18 protein-coding genes are annotated in these 21970 nt (G+C 54.7%); 14 read left to right on the top strand and 4 right to left on the bottom strand.

Annotated features, from left to right (window positions below; translation table 11 throughout):
- Nucleotides 1–17: 17 nt before the first annotated feature.
- The 4 genes from leuD to leuA are packed head-to-tail and all read right to left on the bottom strand — an operon-like array spanning nt 18 to nt 4699.
- Nucleotides 18–623 (bottom strand): 3-isopropylmalate dehydratase small subunit, encoded by a 606-nt coding sequence (gene leuD, locus QLG09_RS05455; protein WP_014168614.1) that lies wholly within the window; start codon nt 621–623, stop codon nt 18–20.
- A 10-nt stretch (nt 624–633) separates the two neighbouring features.
- Nucleotides 634–2034, bottom strand: coding sequence for a 3-isopropylmalate dehydratase large subunit (gene leuC / locus QLG09_RS05450; protein ID WP_020882571.1), 1401 nt, complete (start codon nt 2032–2034; stop codon nt 634–636).
- 2 nt (nt 2035–2036) lie between these two features.
- Nucleotides 2037–3128, bottom strand: a complete 1092-nt coding sequence (gene leuB, locus QLG09_RS05445) for a 3-isopropylmalate dehydrogenase (protein ID WP_020882572.1) — start codon at nt 3126–3128, stop codon at nt 2037–2039.
- Nucleotides 3128–4699 carry a 2-isopropylmalate synthase gene (gene leuA / locus QLG09_RS05440; protein WP_014168617.1) on the bottom strand — a complete coding sequence of 524 codons (1572 nt, stop codon included), beginning with the start codon at nt 4697–4699 and terminating at the stop codon, nt 3128–3130. Before leuA ends, leuB begins: the two co-directional genes overlap by 1 nt.
- A gap of 813 nt (nt 4700–5512) precedes the next feature.
- Here leuA and leuO point away from each other — a divergent pair.
- From leuO to murG, 14 genes are all read left to right on the top strand, one after another.
- Nucleotides 5513–6457: a transcriptional regulator LeuO gene (gene leuO, locus QLG09_RS05435; RefSeq protein ID WP_032669418.1), complete on the top strand. Its 945-nt coding sequence runs from the start codon at nt 5513–5515 to the stop codon at nt 6455–6457.
- Between the two features lie 380 nt (nt 6458–6837).
- Entirely contained in the window at nt 6838–8562 is a 1725-nt protein-coding gene (gene ilvI / locus QLG09_RS05430) for an acetolactate synthase 3 large subunit (RefSeq protein WP_014168620.1), read from the top strand.
- 1 nt (nt 8563) lies between these two features.
- The gene (gene ilvN, locus QLG09_RS05425; RefSeq protein ID WP_003856371.1) at nt 8564–9055 is read left to right on the top strand and encodes an acetolactate synthase small subunit; all 492 of its coding nucleotides are present in this window, start codon (nt 8564–8566) and stop codon (nt 9053–9055) included.
- Between the two features lie 179 nt (nt 9056–9234).
- The gene (cra, locus tag QLG09_RS05420; protein ID WP_014168621.1) at nt 9235–10242 is read left to right on the top strand and encodes a catabolite repressor/activator; all 1008 of its coding nucleotides are present in this window, start codon (nt 9235–9237) and stop codon (nt 10240–10242) included.
- 598 nt (nt 10243–10840) lie between these two features.
- Nucleotides 10841–11299: a division/cell wall cluster transcriptional repressor MraZ gene (gene mraZ, locus QLG09_RS05415; RefSeq protein WP_025205427.1), complete on the top strand. Its 459-nt coding sequence runs from the start codon at nt 10841–10843 to the stop codon at nt 11297–11299.
- A 2-nt stretch (nt 11300–11301) separates the two neighbouring features.
- Nucleotides 11302–12243 carry a 16S rRNA (cytosine(1402)-N(4))-methyltransferase RsmH gene (gene rsmH, locus QLG09_RS05410; protein ID WP_014168623.1) on the top strand — a complete coding sequence of 314 codons (942 nt, stop codon included), beginning with the start codon at nt 11302–11304 and terminating at the stop codon, nt 12241–12243.
- Nucleotides 12240–12605, top strand: coding sequence for a cell division protein FtsL (ftsL, locus tag QLG09_RS05405; RefSeq protein ID WP_008501989.1), 366 nt, complete (start codon nt 12240–12242; stop codon nt 12603–12605). Before rsmH ends, ftsL begins: the two co-directional genes overlap by 4 nt.
- 15 nt (nt 12606–12620) lie before the next feature.
- Nucleotides 12621–14387: a peptidoglycan glycosyltransferase FtsI gene (locus QLG09_RS05400; RefSeq protein WP_014168624.1), complete on the top strand. Its 1767-nt coding sequence runs from the start codon at nt 12621–12623 to the stop codon at nt 14385–14387.
- Nucleotides 14374–15861: a UDP-N-acetylmuramoyl-L-alanyl-D-glutamate--2,6-diaminopimelate ligase gene (gene murE / locus QLG09_RS05395; RefSeq protein WP_032679622.1), complete on the top strand. Its 1488-nt coding sequence runs from the start codon at nt 14374–14376 to the stop codon at nt 15859–15861. Before QLG09_RS05400 ends, murE begins: the two co-directional genes overlap by 14 nt.
- Complete coding sequence (gene murF / locus QLG09_RS05390) at nt 15858–17216, top strand: UDP-N-acetylmuramoyl-tripeptide--D-alanyl-D-alanine ligase (RefSeq protein WP_163326912.1); 1359 nt, start codon at nt 15858–15860, stop codon at nt 17214–17216. Before murE ends, murF begins: the two co-directional genes overlap by 4 nt.
- Nucleotides 17210–18292, top strand: coding sequence for a phospho-N-acetylmuramoyl-pentapeptide-transferase (gene mraY / locus QLG09_RS05385; protein ID WP_008501985.1), 1083 nt, complete (start codon nt 17210–17212; stop codon nt 18290–18292). The genes murF and mraY overlap by 7 nt, the downstream gene beginning before the upstream one ends.
- Nucleotides 18293–18294: 2 nt before the next feature.
- Nucleotides 18295–19611 carry a UDP-N-acetylmuramoyl-L-alanine--D-glutamate ligase gene (gene murD / locus QLG09_RS05380; protein ID WP_025205419.1) on the top strand — a complete coding sequence of 439 codons (1317 nt, stop codon included), beginning with the start codon at nt 18295–18297 and terminating at the stop codon, nt 19609–19611.
- Nucleotides 19611–20855, top strand: coding sequence for a cell division protein FtsW (ftsW, locus tag QLG09_RS05375; RefSeq protein ID WP_014168628.1), 1245 nt, complete (start codon nt 19611–19613; stop codon nt 20853–20855). The genes murD and ftsW overlap by 1 nt, the downstream gene beginning before the upstream one ends.
- On the top strand, nt 20852–21916 hold the full coding sequence (murG, locus tag QLG09_RS05370; RefSeq protein WP_049023069.1) for an undecaprenyldiphospho-muramoylpentapeptide beta-N-acetylglucosaminyltransferase: 1065 nt from the start codon (nt 20852–20854) through the stop codon (nt 21914–21916). Before ftsW ends, murG begins: the two co-directional genes overlap by 4 nt.
- The last annotated feature ends 54 nt before the right edge of the window (nt 21917–21970 follow it).

Raw genomic sequence — 21970 nt, 5'->3', positions numbered from 1 at the left:
CCGGGATGGTACGCAGCCTACCCCATAAACGCAGGCTGTTTTTGCTCATAGGCGGAGATGGCATCTTCGTGCTGCAGCGTCAGGCCAATACTGTCCAGGCCATTCAGCATGCAGTGACGACGAAAGGCGTCAATGCTGAAGCTGTATGATTTATCACCCGCTTTCACCACTTCCGCTTCCAGATCCACTTCAAACGAAATCCCAGGATTTGCCTTCACCAGGGCGAACAATTCGTCCACCTGCGCATCGCTCAGCGTCACCGGCAGCAGCTGGTTATTGAAGCTGTTGCCGTAGAAGATATCGGCAAAGCTTGGGGCGATAACCACTTTAAACCCGTAGTCGGTGAGCGCCCAGGGTGCATGTTCACGGGAAGAGCCGCAGCCAAAGTTTTCACGCGCCAGCAGAATCGATGCGCCTTTAAATTCCGGGAAGTTCAGCACGAACTCGGGATTGGGCACTTCGCCTTTGTCGTCCAGGAAGCGCCAGTCGTTAAACAGATGCGCGCCAAACCCGGTACGGGTCACCTTCTGCAAAAACTGCTTTGGAATGATGGCGTCAGTGTCGACGTTAGCGGCGTCCAGTGGGACAACCCGGCCCGTATGTTGGGTAAATTTCTCTGCCATGATTGTCTCCTTATTTCAGGCTGCGAATATCGGCGAAATGACCGGTCACTGCCGCAGCGGCGGCCATTGCCGGGCTGACCAGGTGAGTACGCCCACCACGGCCCTGACGGCCTTCAAAGTTACGGTTACTGGTGGAGGCACACCGCTCGCCAGGATTCAGGCGGTCATTGTTCATGGCCAGGCACATGGAGCAGCCAGGCAGGCGCCACTCGAAGCCCGCTTCGATAAAGATCTTATCCAGGCCTTCAGCTTCCGCCTGGGCTTTCACCGGGCCAGAGCCCGGCACAACCAGCGCCTGAACGCCCGGTGCCACTTTACGGCCTTTGGCAATCTCGGCCGCCGCGCGTAAATCTTCGATACGGGAGTTGGTGCAGGAGCCGATAAACACTTTATCAATGGTCACGTCAGTCAACGGAATGCCTGGCTTCAGACCCATATAGGCCAGCGCTTTTTCCGCACTGGCGCGCTCGACCGGATCGCTGAAAGAGGCCGGGTCAGGAATATTATCGTTAACGGAAATCACCTGGCCCGGATTGGTTCCCCAGGTGACCTGTGGTGCAATGTCTTCCGCCTGCAGCGTAACCACGGTGTCAAACGTCGCACCATCGTCGGTTTTCAGGGTTTTCCAGTACGCAACTGCCTCAATAAAATCCTGGTCTTTCGGCGCGTGCAGACGGCCCTTCACATAGCTGAAGGTTGTTTCGTCTGGCGCAACCAGGCCCGCTTTTGCCCCCATCTCAATGGCCATGTTGCAGAGCGTCATTCGGCCCTCCATGCTCAGTGCCTGGATGGCTTCACCGCAGAATTCCACCACGTGACCGGTGCCGCCTGCGCTGCCGGTTTTACCGATGATGGCCAGCACGATGTCTTTGGCGGTAATGCCCGGGGCCGCTTTGCCTTTCACTTCAATCTTCATGGTTTTGGCGCGGCCCTGTTTCAGGGTCTGCGTCGCCAGAACATGTTCGACTTCAGAGGTACCAATACCGAACGCCAGGGCCCCAAACGCGCCGTGGGTGGCCGTGTGGGAGTCACCGCAGACAATGGTCATGCCTGGCAGGGTGATGCCTTGTTCTGGCCCCATCACGTGGACGATACCCTGATACGGGTGGTTCAGATCGTAGAGCTCGACGCCAAATTCGTTGCAGTTTTTGATCAGCTCCTGCATCTGGATACGCGCCATTTCGCCCGACGCATTGATATCTTTGGTTTGCGTGGAGACGTTGTGATCCATTGTCGCGAAGGTTTTACCTGGCTGGCGCACCGGGCGCTTATGCGCACGCAGTCCGTCGAATGCCTGAGGGGAGGTAACCTCGTGCACCAGATGGCGATCGATATACAACAGTGGGGTTTCGTTTGGTGCCTCGTAAACTACGTGCGCATCAAACAATTTTTCATATAACGTTTTCGCCATGATTACACCCCTTCAGCGACATAGCGGGCAATAATGTCGCCCATTTCATCGGTACTGACTGCCGCCGTGCCGCGTGCTAAATCACCGGTACGGACACCTTCTTCTAACGCACGGTTAATGGCGTTTTCAATTGCAGTTGCTGCATCACCGGCATCAAGACTGTAGCGCAACAGCAAGGCCAGGGAGAGGATCTGCGCAATCGGGTTGGCAATGTTTTTGCCAGCGATATCGGGCGCGGAGCCGCCAGCAGGTTCGTACAGGCCAAATCCCTCTTCATTGAGGCTGGCTGATGGCAACATCCCCATAGAGCCTGTGATCATTGCGCACTCGTCCGAGAGAATATCGCCGAACAGGTTGGAACACAGCAGAACGTCAAACTGCGACGGATCTTTAATCAGCTGCATGGTCGCGTTGTCGATGTACATATGGGACAGTTCGACATCCGGATACTGTTTCGCGACTTCACTGACGATTTCACGCCACAAAATAGAAGACTGCAGAACGTTCGCTTTATCGATAGACGTCACTTTATGACGACGTTTGCGCGCCGACTCAAAGGCGATATGGGCGATACGTTCAATTTCAAAACGGTGATAGACCTCAGTATCAAAGGCTTTTTCATGCTGACCGCTGCCTTCGCGCCCTTTAGGCTGCCCGAAGTAGATCCCGCCGGTCAGTTCACGCACGCACAGGATGTCAAAGCCGTTAGCCGCGATATCTGCACGCAGCGGACAGAACGTTTCCAGCCCCTGGTACAGCTTCGCCGGACGCAGGTTGCTGAACAATTTAAAATGTTTACGCAGTGGCAGCAGCGCGCCGCGCTCAGGCTGCCCGGCGGGCGGCAGGTGTTCCCATTTAGGGCCACCCACGGAGCCAAACAGCACTGCATCCGCATTTTCACACCCTTCAACGGTCGCTTTTGGCAGCGGAGTACCGTGATTATCGATGGCGATACCGCCCACATCATAGTGGCTGGTGGAGATTTTCATCGCAAAACGCGAACGAACGGCTTCCAGTACTTTCAACGCCTGTGCCATCACTTCCGGGCCAATACCGTCACCCGGTAACACAGCAATATGGTAATTCTTCGACATTACACGGTTTCCTTGTTGTTCTCTTTATTCTGAGCTTTGCGTTGCAACTCTTTTTCAACTTCAGCGGCGCGCCAGATGTTGTTCAGCACGTGGACCATCGCCTTCGCGGAGGATTCAACAATATCCGTCGCCAGGCCCACACCGTGGAAACGACGGCCATTGTGGGTGACCACGATATCAACCTGACCCAGGGCATTCTCACCGTGGCCCTTGGCCGTCAGGTCATATTTCACCAGCTCTACGTCGTATTCGGTGACGCGGTTAATCGCGCGGTAAATGGCATCAACCGGGCCATTGCCGTTTGCCGCTTCGGCCTTAATGTCTTCGCCACAGGCCAGTTTGACCGAGGCAGTCGCAATGTCGCTGGAGCCTGACTGCACGCTGAAGTAATCGAGACGGAAGTGCTCAGGCTCTTCCTGCTGTTTATTGATGAAGGCCAGCGCTTCCAGGTCATAGTCGAATACCTGACCTTTTTTATCGGCCAGCTTCAGGAAGGCGTCGTACAGCTGATCCATGTTGTAATCGCTGTCCTTATAACCCATCTCTTCCATACGGTGTTTCACCGCCGCACGACCGGAACGGGAGGTCAGGTTCAACTGAACCTGGTTCAGGCCGATGGATTCCGGGGTCATGATTTCGTAGTTTTCACGGTTTTTCAGTACGCCATCCTGATGAATACCGGAGGAGTGCGCAAAGGCGCCGGTACCCACAATCGCCTTGTTAGCCGGGATGGGCATGTTGCAGATCTGGCTGACGGTCTGGCTGGTACGCCAGATTTCGTTGTGATTGATGCGGGTATGCACATTCATGATGTCTTTGCGCACTTTGATCGCCATGATCACTTCTTCCAGTGAACAGTTACCTGCACGTTCACCGATGCCGTTCATCGCGCCTTCTACCTGACGTGCACCGGCGTGCACCGCAGCGATGGCGTTGCCAACGGCCAGCCCCAGGTCATCGTGGGTATGTACGGAGATAATCGCTTGATCAATGTTTGGTACGCGTTCATACAGACCGGTAATGATGTTGGAGAACTCAAACGGCATGGTGTAGCCGACAGTGTCCGGGATGTTGATGGTTTTAGCGCCCGCATTGATGGCAGCTTCCACCACGCGCGCCAAATCTTCAATCGGCGTACGGCCAGCATCTTCACAGGAGAATTCAACGTCATCCGTGTAGTTACGGGCACGTTTGACCATGTAGACCGCGCGCTCAATGACCTCATCCAGCGTGCTGCGCAGCTTGGTGGCAATGTGCATAGGAGAGGTTGCAATAAAGGTATGAATACGGAATGCTTCGGCAACCTTCAACGACTCGGCCGCAACATCGATATCTTTTTCCACACAGCGTGCCAGGCCACAGACGCGGCTGTTCTTAATGGTACGCGCAATGGTCTGCACGGATTCGAAGTCACCCGGAGAAGAGACAGGGAAACCGACCTCCATCACGTCGACACCCATACGTTCGAGAGCCAGCGCGATCTGCAGTTTCTCTTTCACACTCAGGCTTGCCTGTAATGCCTGTTCACCGTCACGTAAAGTTGTATCGAAAATAATGACTTGCTGGCTCATGGGTTAGGTCCTTGTCAGTCTTAGGGCGCCTTGCTACGAGCATAAAAAAACCCGCGCAGTGGCGCGGGTTTTTAGTCTTACTGGTGACGATTCAACGCTGAATTTCGCCCGCCAGTCTACCGCGCAAAGTGGATGCGTTTAGTAGTAGTAGACCGGTGAAACGAATGGTGCGAATCATGAATCGTGCTCCGTTAAATTCAATATGCTTTTAGTGGTACTGGATACGACTGTGCATGTCAACCCCTGCAGGCAAAAACGCACCCGGCTGGCCTGGTTGACAGGATATGTGCTTTAGCTAATTGTGCTGGGTTTTGCTTTTCCGACCCTACAAATTGTCTAATTTTGGACTGAGAAAAAGGTTGCAGAAATAATTGAATATAATTGTGATGAATAAATTAAAAGTTCGCTACCCAATTGTATGGGACGCAAATGGGTTTGATATCATTAAGTTATAAATGCGGTGAATGTTTTTTATCACTTCGGATGTCTAATGGTTATTACAGATTGTTAACTTATTTAATCGGGGTTGCAATAACAGTTTAATAATACTTAAGACATCATTAACCCGCTGGCGATTGTATATTGGTCTAGTTTATGGTTTCATTCAAATCCTAAAGTGAAGCATATCATTTGCAGTAGTGTTTATTTTATCGTTTGTCAGTGGCGAAAAGTCATTTTCGCTAAACTGTTCTTTATATTTTCCGAATTTAAAATAATTCTCTTTCGCTGATCGTATATGCATGGTAAATCATATTCTTCGGAATTATTACAGTACGTTGGCAAAGGGAGTGTAGCGTGACAGTGGAGTCAGAAGTGCCAGAAATTAATATTAAACAACCTCAAACTACTGATGGGATTAAACCGCAGTTACGTACAGTGGACCTTAATCTGCTCACGGTATTTGATGCTGTCATGCAGGAGCAGAATATCACCCGGGCGGCCCATACGTTGGGGATGTCTCAGCCCGCGGTCAGTAATGCTGTCGCCAGACTTAAGGTTATGTTTAACGACGAGTTATTCGTTCGTTACGGGAGAGGAATACAGCCTACCGCACGGGCATTCCAGTTATTCGGCTCTATCCGTCAGGCGTTGCAGCTGGTTCAGAACGAGCTGCCAGGGTCAGGCTTTGAACCTTTAAGCAGTGAGCGTGTATTCAATCTTTGTGTTTGCAGTCCGTTAGATAATTATTTGACGTCGATTATTTATAATAAAGTTGAAGAGATCGCTCCCAATATCCATCTGGTTTTTAAATCATCCTTAAATCAAAACACAGAGCATCAGTTACGCTACCAGGAGACCGAGTTCGTTCTGGGATATGAAGAATTTCGACGTCCTGAATTTTCTTGCGTTCCGCTGTTTAAAGATGAAATGGTGTTGGTCGCCAGTAAAAAACACCCCCGACTCAATTCTCCGCTTCGGGAAAGTGACGTTTATAGCGAGCAGCATGCTGTTGTTGCGCTCGACAGATATGCTTCCTTTAGCCTGCCGTGGTATGACACGGCGGATAAACAGGCAAGCGTTGCTTATCAGGGAATGGCAATGGTCAGCGTATTGAACGTGGTCTCGCAGACACATCTGGTGGCTATTGCACCACGCTGGCTGGCTGAAGAGTTTTCCGGTCAACTACAACTGCAAATGTTGCCGTTGCCGCTCAAGCTGAATAGCCGTACCTGCTATCTCTCCTGGCATGAAGCCGCCGGTCGGGATAAAGGGCATCAGTGGATGGAAGAGTTGCTGATCAGTATTTGCCGTCGATAAGCGCATCAGGATAAATTGCATCTTCGCGTGTGATTTATCCTGGTTTTTTCTCTGTTATTGTTATTTTATTCTGTTGTGAATTTTTTCTTACTGCTCTCTGGATCGCAAAAATAGATGATTTCCTGAATCGACGCGCTTTTCAGCGATGATTAATCATCTCATCCTCTAATACCAGATGAATTGACCATATCCTTCGTTAATACCTGTTTTTTCTGCTTTGCGAACCGTTTAGCTCACCCGGTCTGCTAATTGCCTGCCTCATAACGAGCGGTTAAGGTAACGATCACTCTGCAAAATATAAGATTGGTTTAACCCAGTCGTAAGACGGTGCGGAAATGAATTCTGCAGCTCGTCTATAACAAAATGCCTGGAGGCAAAGCATGGAGATGTTGTCTGGCGCGGAAATGGTCGTCCGATCGTTAATCGATCAGGGCGTGAAGCAAGTGTTCGGTTATCCCGGAGGCGCAGTCCTGGATATTTATGATGCGCTTCATACGGTAGGCGGCATTGACCATGTTTTAGTACGCCACGAGCAGGCGGCGGTGCATATGGCTGACGGGCTGGCCCGCGCGACAGGTGAAGTAGGCGTGGTATTAGTGACGTCCGGTCCCGGCGCGACAAACGCCATCACCGGCATTGCCACGGCGTATATGGACTCTATCCCGCTGGTTATTCTTTCCGGCCAGGTGGCGACGTCACTGATCGGCTACGATGCGTTTCAGGAGTGCGACATGGTGGGGATTTCTCGTCCCGTTGTGAAGCACAGTTTCCTGGTTAAGCAAACTGAAGACATCCCGGGGATATTGAAAAAAGCCTTCTGGCTGGCAGCAAGCGGGCGTCCCGGCCCGGTGGTGGTCGATCTGCCGAAAGATATCTTGAACCCGGCGAACAAGCTTCCTTATGTCTGGCCGGAGTCGGTGAGCATGCGCTCATACAACCCAACGACGCAGGGCCACAAGGGGCAGATCAAACGTGCCTTGCAAACGCTGCTGGCCGCCAAAAAACCGGTAGTCTATGTCGGTGGTGGGGCAATCAATTCTGCCTGTGAAGGGCAGCTTCGGGAGCTTATCGAGAAACTCAATCTTCCCGTTGCGTCGTCGCTGATGGGGCTGGGCGCTTTCCCGGCAACTCACCGTCAGGCTCTGGGGATGCTGGGTATGCACGGTACCTATGAAGCCAACATGACGATGCACCATTCCGATGTGATCTTTGCCGTCGGCGTGCGCTTTGACGATCGCACCACCAACAATCTGGCGAAATACTGCCCGAACGCCACCGTGCTTCATATTGATATCGATCCCACCTCTATTTCGAAAACGGTGTCTGCGGATGTGCCGATCGTCGGTGATGCCCGCCAGGTGCTGGAGCAAATGCTGGATCTGCTGGCACAGGAGCCGCCTTCCCAGCCGCTGGATGAGATCCGTGACTGGTGGCAGCAGATCGAACAATGGCGCGCGCGTCAGTGCCTGAAGTATGACACGCAAAGCGACAGCATTAAGCCGCAGGCGGTGATCGAAACTATCTGGCGGCTGACGAAAGGCGAGGCATACGTGACGTCTGACGTGGGTCAGCATCAGATGTTCGCGGCCCTTTATTATCCGTTTGATAAACCGCGCCACTGGATTAACTCCGGAGGGTTAGGAACGATGGGCTTTGGCTTGCCTGCCGCATTGGGCGTCAAGCTGGCTCTGCCTGACGAAACCGTCGTCTGCGTGACGGGAGACGGCAGTATTCAGATGAACATCCAGGAGCTGTCGACGGCCCTTCAGTATGAGCTGCCGGTACTGGTGCTGAACCTGAATAACGGTTATCTCGGGATGGTGAAGCAGTGGCAGGACATGATCTACTCTGGTCGTCACTCTCAGTCCTACATGACGTCACTGCCGGACTTTGTTCGTCTGGCTGAAGCCTACGGCCATATTGGGATGCGAGTGACCGATCCGGCAGAGCTCGAAACGAAGCTCGGTGAAGCGCTTGAGCACGTTAAAAATAACCGCCTCGTTTTTATGGATGTCATTGTTGATGGCACCGAGCACGTATACCCGATGCATATTCGCGGTGGTGGTATGGATGAAATGTGGTTAAGCAAAACGGAGAGAACCTGATATGCGCCGGATATTATCTGTTTTACTGGAAAACGAGTCTGGCGCACTGTCGCGCGTCATTGGCCTTTTTGCACAGCGCGGCTATAACATTGAAAGCCTGACCGTTGCGCCGACTGACGATCCGACGCTGTCGCGCATGACCATCCAGACCGTCGGCGATGCCAAAGTGCTTGAGCAGATCGAGAAACAGCTGCATAAGCTGGTCGATGTTCTGCGCGTCAGCGAGCTGGGGCAGGGTGCCTACGTTGAGCGAGAGGTCATGCTGGTGAAAATCCAGGCCAGCGGTTACGGGCGCGAGGAAGTGAAACGTAACACGGATATCTTCCGTGGGCAGATTATAGACGTCACGCCTTCTATATATACGGTTCAACTGGCCGGAACGAGTGACAAGCTGGATGCCTTCCTGGCATCTGTGCGGGATGTGGCAAAAATTGTTGAGGTTGCGAGATCGGGCGTTGTTGGCCTGTCACGCGGCGATAAGATCATGCGTTAGTTGTCTAAAAGGTTCGCCTCTTTCTGCCCGGTCACCAAAGCCGGGCTTTTTTTTGTGTAATCAGCCGACAACAGAGATAAAAGCGGTTGCCGCGAAGGCTATTCTGCGTTTAGATGTTAAAAGATTTAACCATAACCTTGCCAAGGCCATGGACTCTTTTCATTTTTTAAGGGGCAATTGTGAAACTGGATGAAATCGCCCGGCTAGCCGGCGTGTCACGAACAACGGCCAGCTATGTGATTAACGGTAAAGCAAAGCAGTACCGTGTCAGCGATAAGACCGTTGAAAAAGTTATGGCGGTGGTTCGTGAACATAACTACCATCCGAATGCTGTCGCAGCTGGCCTGCGTGCCGGACGCACCCGCTCTATTGGCTTGGTGATCCCGGATCTGGAAAACACCAGCTATACCCGTATCGCCAACTATCTTGAACGTCAGGCGCGCCAGCGTGGCTATCAGTTGCTGATTGCCTGCTCGGAAGACCAGCCCGACAACGAGATGCGCTGTATTGAGCATCTGCTCCAGCGTCAGGTCGATGCCATCATCGTCTCCACCTCTTTACCGCCTGAACACCCGTTTTATCAGCGCTGGGCGAACGACCCATTCCCGATTGTGGCGCTGGATCGTGCGCTCGACAGGGAGCATTTCACGAGCGTCGTCGGTGCCGATCAGGATGATGCCGAGATGCTGGCGGCAGAGCTGAGAACCTTCCCGGCTGAAACGGTGCTGTATCTGGGGGCGCTGCCTGAACTGTCAGTCAGCTTCCTGCGTGAACAGGGGTTCAGAACCGCCTGGAAAGACGATCCCCGTGAGGTGCACTACCTCTATGCCAACAGCTATGAACGTGAAGCGGCCGCACAGCTTTTTGAGAAATGGCTGGAAACGCACCCGATGCCGCAGGCGCTATTCACCACCTCATTTGCTCTGCTGCAGGGGGTGATGGATGTGACCTTACGCCGTGAGGGTAAACTGCCTTCCGACCTGGCCATCGCGACCTTCGGTGATAACGAGCTGCTCGACTTCCTCCAGTGCCCGGTTCTGGCGGTGGCTCAACGCCATCGTGATGTGGCTGAACGCGTGCTGGAAATTGTGCTGGCAAGTCTGGACGAGCCGCGTAAACCGAAGCCGGGTCTGACGCGTATTAAACGTAATCTTTACCATCGCGGAATTTTGAGCCGCCATAAATGAAATGACGGGGCGGAGAAATCTGCCCCCTTTTGACGAAATAATTCGCCGGGATAATTCCCGTAGAGAAATTAGGATAATTCTTGCGAATTTACCTTCTGCTATTTTTCTTAATTCATTTTGGCGTTTAATGGTTCCTTTAAAGGACGTTTAAACGATTTTAAATGCCTGTCTTTGTATTATTTTGTTACAAACCCTCTTCCGGCGATGAATATTCAGACGTTTTTCCTTCTCCTGTGCCAGCTTGCACGGCAACCGCCGCGTTTCGCGAGCCCTGGGGTGAATCTGGCGCTGTTATCCCCTGAGAATCTGTCATAAAATGCTGCCCGCGTCGCAAACTGACACTTTATATTTATCTGCGATGATATTGAGTGAGCCTTAACGCTAGTGTGCATATTCGGTTTTTTTCTTACAAATATTCATAACGTTAATTTTGCCTCGCCAGTTGTGCAGTTATTAACCAGGACTGTTTATCTCTGTAAATAGAGGCCTTTCGGGCCTGTATAGGGAGAGTCCTGGCTTGACAAGCTTTTCCCTCGCTCCGTAAACTCCTTTAGGTGGGAATTTGTGGGTTAAAGTGGTGAGGAGGGGTGAGACTGGCATGTTCCGTGGAGCTACGTTAGTCAATCTCGACAGCAAAGGGCGTTTATCGGTACCAACCCGATACCGCGACCAGCTGATTGAGAACGCTACGGGTCAAATGGTTTGCACCATTGACATCAACTCCCCCTGCCTGCTGCTTTACCCCTTACCTGAATGGGAAATTATTGAGCAAAAGCTGTCGCGACTGTCGAGCATGAACCCGCAGGAACGCCGCGTGCAGCGGTTGTTATTGGGACATGCCAGTGAATGTCAGATGGATAGCGCAGGCCGGTTACTGATTGCCCCTGTGTTACGGCAACATGCCGGTCTGACCAAAGAAGTGATGCTGGTCGGGCAGTTCAACAAGTTTGAACTGTGGGATGAAACGACCTGGTATCAACAGGTCAAGGAAGATATCGACGCTGAGCAGTCTGATTCCGCGACATTATCGGAACGGCTGCAGGACTTGTCTCTATAAATATGATGGAAAATTACAAACATAAAACGGTGCTGCTGGATGAGGCCGTTAACGGCCTGAATATTCGTCCGGACGGCATCTACATTGATGGCACTTTTGGTCGCGGTGGCCACTCGCGCTTAATCCTCTCCCAGCTTGGAGCGGAAGGGCGTCTGCTGGCAATCGATCGCGATCCGCAGGCGATTGCCGTTGCGCAAACCATCGATGACCCACGCTTTTCCATCGTGCATGGACCTTTCTCTGCGCTCGCTGATTATGTTGCCGAGCGCGGCCTGACGGGCAAGATCGACGGAATCCTTCTCGATCTTGGCGTCTCTTCACCCCAGCTTGATGATGCTGAACGCGGCTTCTCCTTTATGCGCGATGGTCCACTGGACATGCGCATGGATCCTACTCGCGGTCAGTCTGCCGCCGAGTGGTTACAGACCGCGGACGAAGCGGATATTGCCTGGGTGATCAAAACCTTCGGCGAGGAGCGTTTTGGCAAGCGTATCGCGCGCGCCATCGTTGAGCGTAACCGCATCGAGCCGATGACCCGCACGAAAGAGCTGGCCGAAGTGATCGCGGCGGCGACGCCGGTGAAGGATAAGCACAAACATCCCGCGACCCGTACCTTCCAGGCGGTTCGTATCTGGGTAAACAGTGAACTGGAGGAAATAGAGCTGGCGCTAAAAAGCTCGCTCGACGTGCTGGCCCCGGGTGGGCGGTTATCCATCATCAGCTTCCATTCGCTGGAAGACCGCATTGTGAAGCGCTTTATGCGTGAACAAAGCCGCGGTCCACAGGTTCCAGCGGGGCTGCCGATGACGGAAGAACAACTCAGGAAGCTGGGTGGCCGTCAGTTGCGAGCATTAGGCAAGTTGATGCCGGGCGAAGAAGAAGTGGCACAGAATCCACGCGCCCGTAGTTCAGTGCTGCGTGTTGCAGAGAGGACGAACGCATGATCGGCAGAGTGACAGAGACCCTAAGCAAAGTTAAGGATTCGTTAGGAAGCAACGAGCGCCATGCCTTGCCTGGCGTGATCGGCGACGATCTTTTGCGGTTTGGGAAACTGCCACTCTGTCTGTTCATTTGCATCATTGTCACGGCCGTCACGGTGGTCACGACTGCCCACCACACACGCTTATTAACTGCGCAACGCGAGCAGATGGTACTGGAACGCGATGCGCTGGATATTGAATGGCGAAACCTGATCCTTGAAGAAAATGCGCTCGGCGATCACAGCCGGGTTGAACGGATCGCAACGGAAAAGCTGCAATTGCAGCATGTTGATCCTTCTCAGGAAAATATTGTAGTACAAAAATAAGGGAAAACGCGACGCATGAGAGCAGCGGCAAAAACGCTTAAACCAAAACGTCAGGAAGAACAGGCCAACTTTATCAGTTGGCGTTTTGCGTTGCTTTGCGGCTGCATTTTACTGGCGCTGGGTTTCCTGCTGGGACGCGTGGCGTGGTTGCAAATCATCGCCCCTGACATGCTGGTTCGACAGGGCGACATGCGTTCCCTTCGCGTTCAGGAAGTGTCGACGTCCCGCGGGATGATCACCGACCGCTCAGGCCGTCCACTGGCCGTGAGCGTACCGGTTAAAGCCATCTGGGCCGATCCGAAAGAGCTGCACGATGCGGGTGGCATTACGCTTGATAACCGCTGGAAGGCGCTCTCGGATGCCCTGAAAATGCCGCTGGATCAGCTCGCTTCCCGCGTCAACGCCAATCCAAAAGGGCGTTTTATCTATCTGGCGCGTCAGGTCAACCCTGACATGGCGGACTACATTCGTAAGCTGAAGCTGCCGGGTATTCACCTTCGTGAAGAATCCCGCCGCTACTATCCTTCCGGCGAAGTAACCGCTCACCTCATTGGCTTTACCAACGTTGATAGCCAGGGGATTGAGGGCGTTGAAAAAAGCTTCGATAAATGGCTCACCGGCCAGCCTGGCGAGCGAATTGTTCGTAAAGACCGCTACGGCCGCGTTATCGAAGATATCTCTTCCACGGACAGTCAGGCGGCACACAACCTGGCGCTGAGTATTGATGAGCGTCTGCAGGCATTGGTCTACCGCGAGCTGAACAACGCCGTCGCCTTCAACAAGGCGGAATCCGGCAGCGCCGTGCTGGTGGACGTCAGTACGGGCGAAGTGCTGGCGATGGCCAACAGCCCGTCCTATAACCCGAACAACTTTACCGGCACCGCAAAAGATGCGATGCGTAACCGGGCGATTACCGACGTGTTCGAACCGGGCTCCACGGTGAAACCGATGGTGGTCATGACGGCGCTCCAGCGTGGTATCGTCAATGAAAACACGGTCCTGAACACGATCCCTTACCGTATTAACGGCCACGAGATTAAAGACGTGGCGCGCTACAGCGAATTGACCCTGACCGGGGTTTTACAGAAGTCGAGTAACGTTGGCGTTTCAAAGCTGGCGTTAGCGATGCCGTCCTCAGCGTTAGTAGAGACTTACTCACGTTTTGGGCTTGGAAAGGCGACCAATTTGGGGTTGGTCGGAGAACGCAGTGGCTTATATCCTCAAAAACAACGGTGGTCTGACATAGAGAGGGCCACCTTCTCTTTCGGCTACGGGCTAATGGTAACGCCGTTACAGTTAGCGCGAGTCTACGCAACGATTGGCAGCTATGGCGTCTATCGTCCGCTGTCCATTACCAAAGTTGATCCACCGGTTCCGGGTGAGCGTATCTTCCCGGAATCCATCGTTCGTACCGTCGTTCATATGATGGAAAGCGTGGCGCTGCCTGGCGGCGGCGGCGTGAAGGCGGCGATCAAAGGCTATCGCATCGCCATCAAAACCGGTACCGCGAAAAAAGTGGGGCCAGACGGCCGTTACATCAACAAATACATTGCCTATACCGCAGGCGTTGCGCCTGCCAGTAATCCGCGTTTTGCGCTGGTGGTCGTCATTAACGATCCACAGGCGGGTAAATACTACGGCGGCGCCGTTTCCGCGCCTGTGTTCGGGGCCATCATGGGCGGCGTGTTGCGCACCATGAACATCGAACCGGATGCGCTGGCAACGGGCGAGAAAAGTGAATTTGTAATTAATCAAGGCGAGGGTACAGGTGGCAGATCGTAATTTGCGCGACCTTCTCGCTCCGTGGGTGCCTAATGCACCGGAGCGAGCACTGCGAGAGATGGTACTGGACAGCCGTGCGGCTGCTTCTGGCGATCTTTTTGTGGCGGTGGTCGGTCATCAGGCGGACGGGCGTCGTTATATCCCGCAGGCGATTGCGCAAGGTGTTGCTGCCATTATTGCTGAGGCTAAAGATGAGGCAACCGACGGTGAAATCCGTGAAATGCACGGGGTGCCGGTCATCTATCTCAGTCAGTTAAACGAGCGTCTCTCTGCGCTGGCCGGACGTTTCTATCACGAACCGTCCGATCGGCTACGTCTGGTGGGCGTGACAGGTACAAACGGCAAAACCACGACCACGCAGCTCATGGCGCAGTGGGCGCAGCTGCTGGGTGAAACCGGTGCGGTCATGGGAACTGTCGGTAACGGTCTGTTGGGCAAAGTGAGCCCGACCGAAAACACCACCGGCTCCGCGGTCGACGTACAGCACGTGCTGGCCGGCCTGGCAGGGCAGGGGGCAACCTTTGCCGCGATGGAAGTCTCTTCCCACGGTCTGGTGCAGCACCGCGTGGCGGCGCTGAAGTTTGCCGCCTCGGTATTCACTAACCTGAGCCGCGATCACCTTGATTATCATGGTGATATGGAGCATTACGAAGCGGCGAAATGGCTGCTCTACTCCACCCACCATAGCGGACAGGCCATCATCAACGCTGACGACGAAGTCGGTCGCCGCTGGCTGGCGAAGCTGCCGGATGCGGTTGCGGTGTCGATGGAAGACCATATCAACCCGAACTGCCACGGCCGCTGGCTGAAGGCGGTTGCGGTGGATTATCACGACAGTGGCGCCACCATTCGTTTTACCTCCTCATGGGGTGACGGTGAAATTGAAAGCCGCCTGATGGGCGCGTTTAACGTCAGCAACCTGCTGCTGGCGCTGGCGACACTGCTGGCGCTGGGTTATCCGATGAACGCGCTGCTGGAAACGGCTGAGCGTTTGCAGCCGGTATGTGGCCGTATGGAAGTGTTCAGCGCACCGGGCAAACCGACCGTGGTGGTCGATTATGCCCACACGCCGGACGCACTGGAAAAAGCGCTGGAAGCGGCGCGTCTGCACTGCACCGGTAAGCTCTGGTGTGTGTTTGGCTGCGGTGGCGACCGTGATAAGGGCAAACGTCCACTGATGGGTGCCATTGCTGAACAGTTCGCGGATATTCCGGTTGTGACCGATGACAACCCGCGTACTGAAGAGCCGCGCGCCATTATTAACGACATTCTGTCGGGCATGCTGGATGCAGGCCGCGCCCGCGTGGTGGAAGGCCGTGCGGAAGCCGTGACCAACGCCATCATGCAGGCACAGGAAAACGACGTTGTGCTGCTGGCCGGGAAAGGCCATGAGGATTATCAGATTGTTGGCAACCGTCGTCTCGATTATTCGGACCGCGTCACGGCCGCGCGTCTGCTGGGAGTCGTGGCATGATTAGCATCACCTTAAGTCAGGCCGCTGCGGTACTGCAGGGCGAGCTGCTGGGTCACGATCTGACCATCGAGGCCGTGACGACCGATACCCGCAAAGTGACCCCGGGTTGTCTGTTTGTGGCGCTGAAGGGCGAACGTTTTGACGCGCATGATTTTGCACAACAGGCCAGGGAGAATGGTGCAGGGGCGCTGCTGGTCAGCCGTAAACTCGCGGTCGATCTGCCGCAGATCGTGGTGAAAGATACCCGTCTGGCATTCGGCGAGCTGGCGGCCTGGGTTCGTCAGCAGGTACCGACGCGCGTCGTCGCGCTGACCGGTTCATCAGGCAAAACCTCTGTGAAAGAGATGACTGCGGCCATCCTGAGCCAGTGCGGAAATACGCTTTATACGGCAGGCAACCTTAACAATGATATCGGCGTGCCGATGACATTACTTCGCCTGACCAAAGAGCATGAATTTGCCGTGATCGAGTTAGGGGCAAACCACCAGGGCGAAATCGCCTGGACCGTGAGCCTGACGCGCCCGGAAGCAGCGCTGGTGAATAACCTGGCCGCTGCACATCTGGAAGGTTTTGGTTCGCTGGAAGGCGTGGCGAAAGCTAAAGGCGAGATCTATACCGGCCTGCCGGAAGATGGTATCGCCATTATGAATGCCGACAACAATGACTGGCTTAACTGGCAACAGATCATTGGTTCCCGCAAGACCTGGCGCTTCTCGCCGAACGCGGCCAACAGTGATTTTACCGCGACCAATATTCATGTGACTTCGCATGGCACGGAATTCACCCTTAATACCCCAACCGGGGGCATTGAGGTGCTTCTGCCATTGCCGGGTCGTCATAATATCGCCAATGCGCTCGCGGCAGCGGCGCTGTCGATGGCGGTTGGTGCGTCGCATCAGGCGATTAAAACCGGTCTGGCAAATTTAAACGCCGTGCCGGGGCGTCTGTTCCCGATCCAGCTTGCGGAAAACAAACTGCTTCTGGATGACTCCTATAACGCGAACGTCGGCTCAATGACCGCGGCGGTGCAGGTGTTGTCTGAGATGCCAGGTTATCGCGTGTTGGTGGTGGGCGATATGGCTGAGCTGGGTGATGAAAGCGAAGCCTGTCATGTCCAGGTGGGGGACGCGGCGAAAGCGGCAGGTATTGATTGCGTGCTGAGCGCCGGAAAACTGAGCCAGGCGATTAGCCATGCCAGCGGTGTTGGCGAGCACTTTGCCGATAAAGCCGCGCTGATTGAACGCCTTAAGGCATTGATGACAGAAAAACAAATTGTGACTGTGTTAGTGAAAGGTTCACGTAGTGCCGCCATGGAAGAGGTTGTGCACGCATTACAGGAGAACGGGACATGTTAGTTTGGCTGGCCGAACATTTGGTCAAATATTATTCAGGCTTTAACGTCTTTTCCTATCTGACGTTTCGCGCCATTGTCAGCCTGCTGACTGCGCTGTTCATCTCTTTGTGGATGGGCCCGCGCATGATTGCCCGTCTGCAAAAACTCTCCTTCGGTCAGGTTGTGCGTAACGACGGTCCGGAGTCGCACTTCAGCAAGCGGGGTACGCCGACCATGGGCGGGATCATGATCCTGACCGCGATCGTTGTTTCCGTACTGCTGTGGGCTTATCCCTCTAACCCGTACGTCTGGTGCGTACTTACCGTGCTGGTGGGCTACGGCATCATTGGGTTTGTTGATGATTACCGCAAGGTCGTGCGTAAAGACACCAAAGGTCTGATCGCCCGCTGGAAATACTTCTGGATGTCGGTGATTGCGCTGGGCGTGGCCTTCGCGCTGTATCTGGCAGGAAAAGACACCCCCGCCACCGAGCTGGTGGTGCCGTTCTTTAAAGACGTGATGCCGCAGCTGGGGCTGTTCTACATTCTGCTGGCCTACTTCGTCATCGTGGGCACCGGTAACGCCGTAAACCTGACCGACGGTCTGGATGGCCTGGCGATTATGCCAACCGTCTTCGTCGCCGCCGGTTTTGCGCTGGTGGCGTGGGCCACCGGTAATATGAACTTTGCTAACTATCTGCACATTCCATACCTGCGACACGCAGGCGAACTGGTTATCGTCTGTACGGCGATTGTCGGGGCGGGACTGGGCTTCCTGTGGTTCAACACCTACCCGGCGCAGGTCTTTATGGGTGACGTCGGTTCACTGGCTCTGGGCGGCGCGCTGGGCATTATTGCCGTACTGCTGCGCCAGGAGTTCCTGCTGGTGATTATGGGTGGGGTATTTGTGGTTGAAACCCTTTCAGTGATTTTGCAGGTCGGGTCCTTCAAGCTGCGCGGTCAGCGCATCTTCCGTATGGCACCGATTCACCATCACTATGAACTGAAAGGCTGGCCGGAACCGCGCGTGATTGTGCGCTTCTGGATTATTTCGCTGATGCTGGTGCTGATTGGCCTGGCAACGCTGAAGGTACGTTAATCATGGCAGATTACCAGGGCAAAAAAGTCGTTATCATCGGGTTGGGGCTGACAGGCCTCTCCTGCGTGGACTTTTTCCTCGCGCGCGGCGTGACGCCGCGCGTAATGGATACGCGTGTTTCTCCGCCGGGTCTGGATAAACTGCCGGAACAGGTTGAACGCCACCTTGGTGGTCTGAATGATGACTGGCTGCTGGCAGCCGATCTGATTGTCGCCAGCCCCGGTATGGCGCTGGCGCATCCTTCACTCAGCGCCGCGGCCGATGCGGGCGTTGAGATTGTCGGTGATATTGAGTTGTTCTGCCGTGAAGCGCAGGCACCCGTTATCGCGATTACCGGCTCTAACGGTAAAAGCACCGTCACCACCCTTGTGGGTGAGATGGCGAAAGCGGCGGGCATGAACGTGGGTGTGGGAGGCAATATTGGCCTGCCAGCGCTAATGCTGCTGGATAAAGGCTGTGAATTGTACGTCCTCGAGCTTTCCAGCTTCCAGCTGGAAACGACCTCCAGCCTTCGTGCGGCCGCGGCGACGATCCTTAACGTTACTGAAGATCATATGGATCGCTATCCGTTTGGTCTGCAGCAGTACCGCGCCGCCAAACTGCGCATTTATGAAAATGCGAAGGTCTGCGTCGTCAACGCGGATGATGCCCTGACCATGCCGGTGCGCGGGGCGGACGATCGCTGCATTAGCTTTGGCATCACCATGGGTGACTATCATCTTAACCGTCAACTGGGCGAAACCTGGCTGCGCGTGAAGGGTGAGAAAGTGCTGAACGTGAAAGAGATGAAGCTTACCGGCCAGCATAACTACACCAATGCTCTGGCGGCGCTGGCGCTGGCGGATGCCGTAGGGCTGCCGCGTTCGTCCAGCCTGCAAGCATTGACCACCTTTACCGGCCTGGCGCACCGTTTCCAGCTGGCGCTGGAGCACAACGGTGTGCGCTGGATTAATGACTCAAAAGCCACCAACGTCGGCAGTACTGAGGCCGCCCTGAACGGCCTGCACGTTGAAGGTACCCTGCATTTACTGCTGGGTGGCGACGGTAAATCGGCGGATTTCTCCACGCTGAAACCGTATCTCGCCGGGAATAATATCCGCTTGTACTGCTTTGGTCGCGACGGCAGTGAGCTGGCTGAGCTGCGTCCTGACATTGCCGAGCAAACCGAGACCATGGAGCAGGCGATGCGGCTGATTGCCCCTCGCGTGAAGCCGGGTGATATGGTGCTGCTCTCTCCGGCCTGCGCCAGTCTCGATCAATTCAAGAATTTCGAACAGCGTGGCGATCTCTTTACCCGTCTGGCGAAGGAGTTAGGCTGATGCGTTTATCTCTCCCTCGCCTGAAAATGCCGCGCCTGCCAGGATTTGGCGTTCTGGCGTGGGTGTTTGCGGCACTCAAAGGCTGGGTGATGGGCTCTCGTCAAAAAGATAACGACAGCCTGGTCATGTACGACCGTACGCTCTTCTGGCTCACGCTGGGACTGGCGGCGGTTGGTTTTATCATGGTGACCTCGGCGTCAATGCCTGTCGGGCAGCGGCTGGCGAACGATCCGTTCCTGTTTGCGAAACGTGATGGCCTGTACATCATCCTGGCGTTCTGTCTGGCGCTGGTGACATTACGTCTGCCGATGGAGTTCTGGCAGCGGCACAGTACCGCGATGCTGATCGCCTCCATCATTATGCTGCTGATCGTACTGGTGGTGGGGAGCTCCGTAAACGGGGCATCGCGCTGGATTGCCTTTGGCCCACTGCGTATTCAGCCCGCGGAATTTACCAAGCTCTCCCTGTTCTGCTACCTGGCTAACTACCTGGTACGTAAAGTGGATGAAGTGCGTAATAACCTGCGCGGCTTCTTAAAACCCATGGGCGTTATTCTGGTGCTGGCGGTCTTACTGCTGGCGCAGCCTGACCTTGGTACCGTGGTCGTGCTGTTTGTCACCACGCTGGCAATGCTGTTCCTGGCCGGGGCGAAGCTGTGGCAGTTCATCGCCATCATCGGAATGGGTATCTCAGCGGTTGTGCTGCTGATCCTCGCCGAGCCTTACCGTATCCGCCGTGTGACCTCATTCTGGAACCCGTGGGAAGACCCGTTTGGCAGCGGTTATCAGCTGACGCAGTCGCTGATGGCTTTTGGTCGCGGTGAAGTCTGGGGTCAGGGGCTGGGCAACTCGGTACAGAAACTGGAGTATTTACCCGAAGCGCACACTGACTTCATCTTCTCCATTATTGGGGAAGAACTGGGTTATATCGGTGTGGTATTAGCGCTATTAATGGTATTCTTCGTCGCTTTCCGCGCCATGTCGATTGGGCGGAAAGCGCTGGAGATCGATCACCGCTTTTCAGGTTTCTTAGCCTGCTCAATAGGTATCTGGTTTAGTTTCCAGGCATTGGTTAACGTCGGGGCCGCAGCGGGTATGCTGCCGACCAAAGGCCTGACGTTGCCGTTGATCAGTTATGGTGGTTCCAGTCTGCTGATTATGTCGACGGCCATCATGATGTTGTTACGCATAGATTATGAAACGCGTCTGGAAAAAGCCCAGGCGTTTACACGAGGTTCACGATGAATCAACCGAAGCGGTTAATGGTGATGGCAGGCGGTACCGGTGGACATGTGTTCCCGGGGCTCGCAGTTGCGCACCATTTAATGGATCAGGGCTGGCAGGTACGCTGGCTGGGAACCGCGGACCGCATGGAAGCCGACCTGGTACCGAAGCACGGTATCGAGATCGACTTTATTCGCATTTCCGGCTTACGCGGAAAAGGCATTAAGGCCCAGCTTCTGGCACCGGTGCGTATTTTCAACGCCTGGCGTCAGGCGCGCGCCATCATGAAGCGTTTTAAGCCTGATGTGGTGCTGGGGATGGGCGGCTATGTTTCTGGTCCGGGTGGGCTGGCGGCCTGGTCGTTGGGCATCCCCGTGGTGCTGCATGAGCAGAACGGCATTGCCGGTCTGACCAATAAATGGCTGGCGAAAATTGCCACCAAAGTGATGCAGGCTTTCCCGGGAGCCTTCCCGAAGGCGGACGTGGTGGGTAACCCGGTGCGCGTAGACGTGCTGGCGCTGCCATTACCGGATGCGCGCCTGGCGGGTCGTGAAGGGCCGGTCCGTGTGCTGGTCGTTGGCGGTTCTCAGGGCGCACGCATTTTAAACCAGACGATGCCGCAGGTTGCAGCAAAGCTGGGTGATGCGGTGACAATCTGGCACCAAAGCGGAAAAGGTGCTCAGCAGATGGTTGAGCAGGCTTACGCCGATGAAGGCCAGCCGCAGCATAAAGTGACGGAATTTATCGACGACATGGCCGCAGCGTATGCCTGGGCCGATGTCGTGGTCTGCCGCTCTGGCGCATTGACGGTGAGCGAAATTGCCGCCGCCGGGTTGCCGGCTCTGTTTGTGCCGTTCCAGCACAAAGACAGACAGCAGTACTGGAATGCGCTGCCGCTTGAGAAAGCCGGCGCCGCGAAAATATTTGAACAGCCACAATTTACCGCCGATGCGGTCGCCACCACCCTGGCGGGCTGGAACAGAGAGGCATTACTGGAGATGGCGCAACGCGCACGCGCGACCGCTATTCCTGATGCAACGGAACGGGTGGCAAAAGAAGTGAGCCTGGCAGCCCAGGCTTAACCCTCGCAGCGCGTGTTGCGCTGCACGAATTTTTTAAGTAGTCGATGGCGTTTA

The sequence above is a fragment of the Enterobacter sp. V89_11 genome (assembly GCF_029967775.1).
GTDB classification, from domain to species: Bacteria; Pseudomonadota; Gammaproteobacteria; order Enterobacterales; family Enterobacteriaceae; genus Enterobacter; species Enterobacter ludwigii.
The sequence above is the reverse complement of the archived record's forward strand: the minus strand, read 5'-3'. Positions and strand labels throughout refer to the sequence as shown.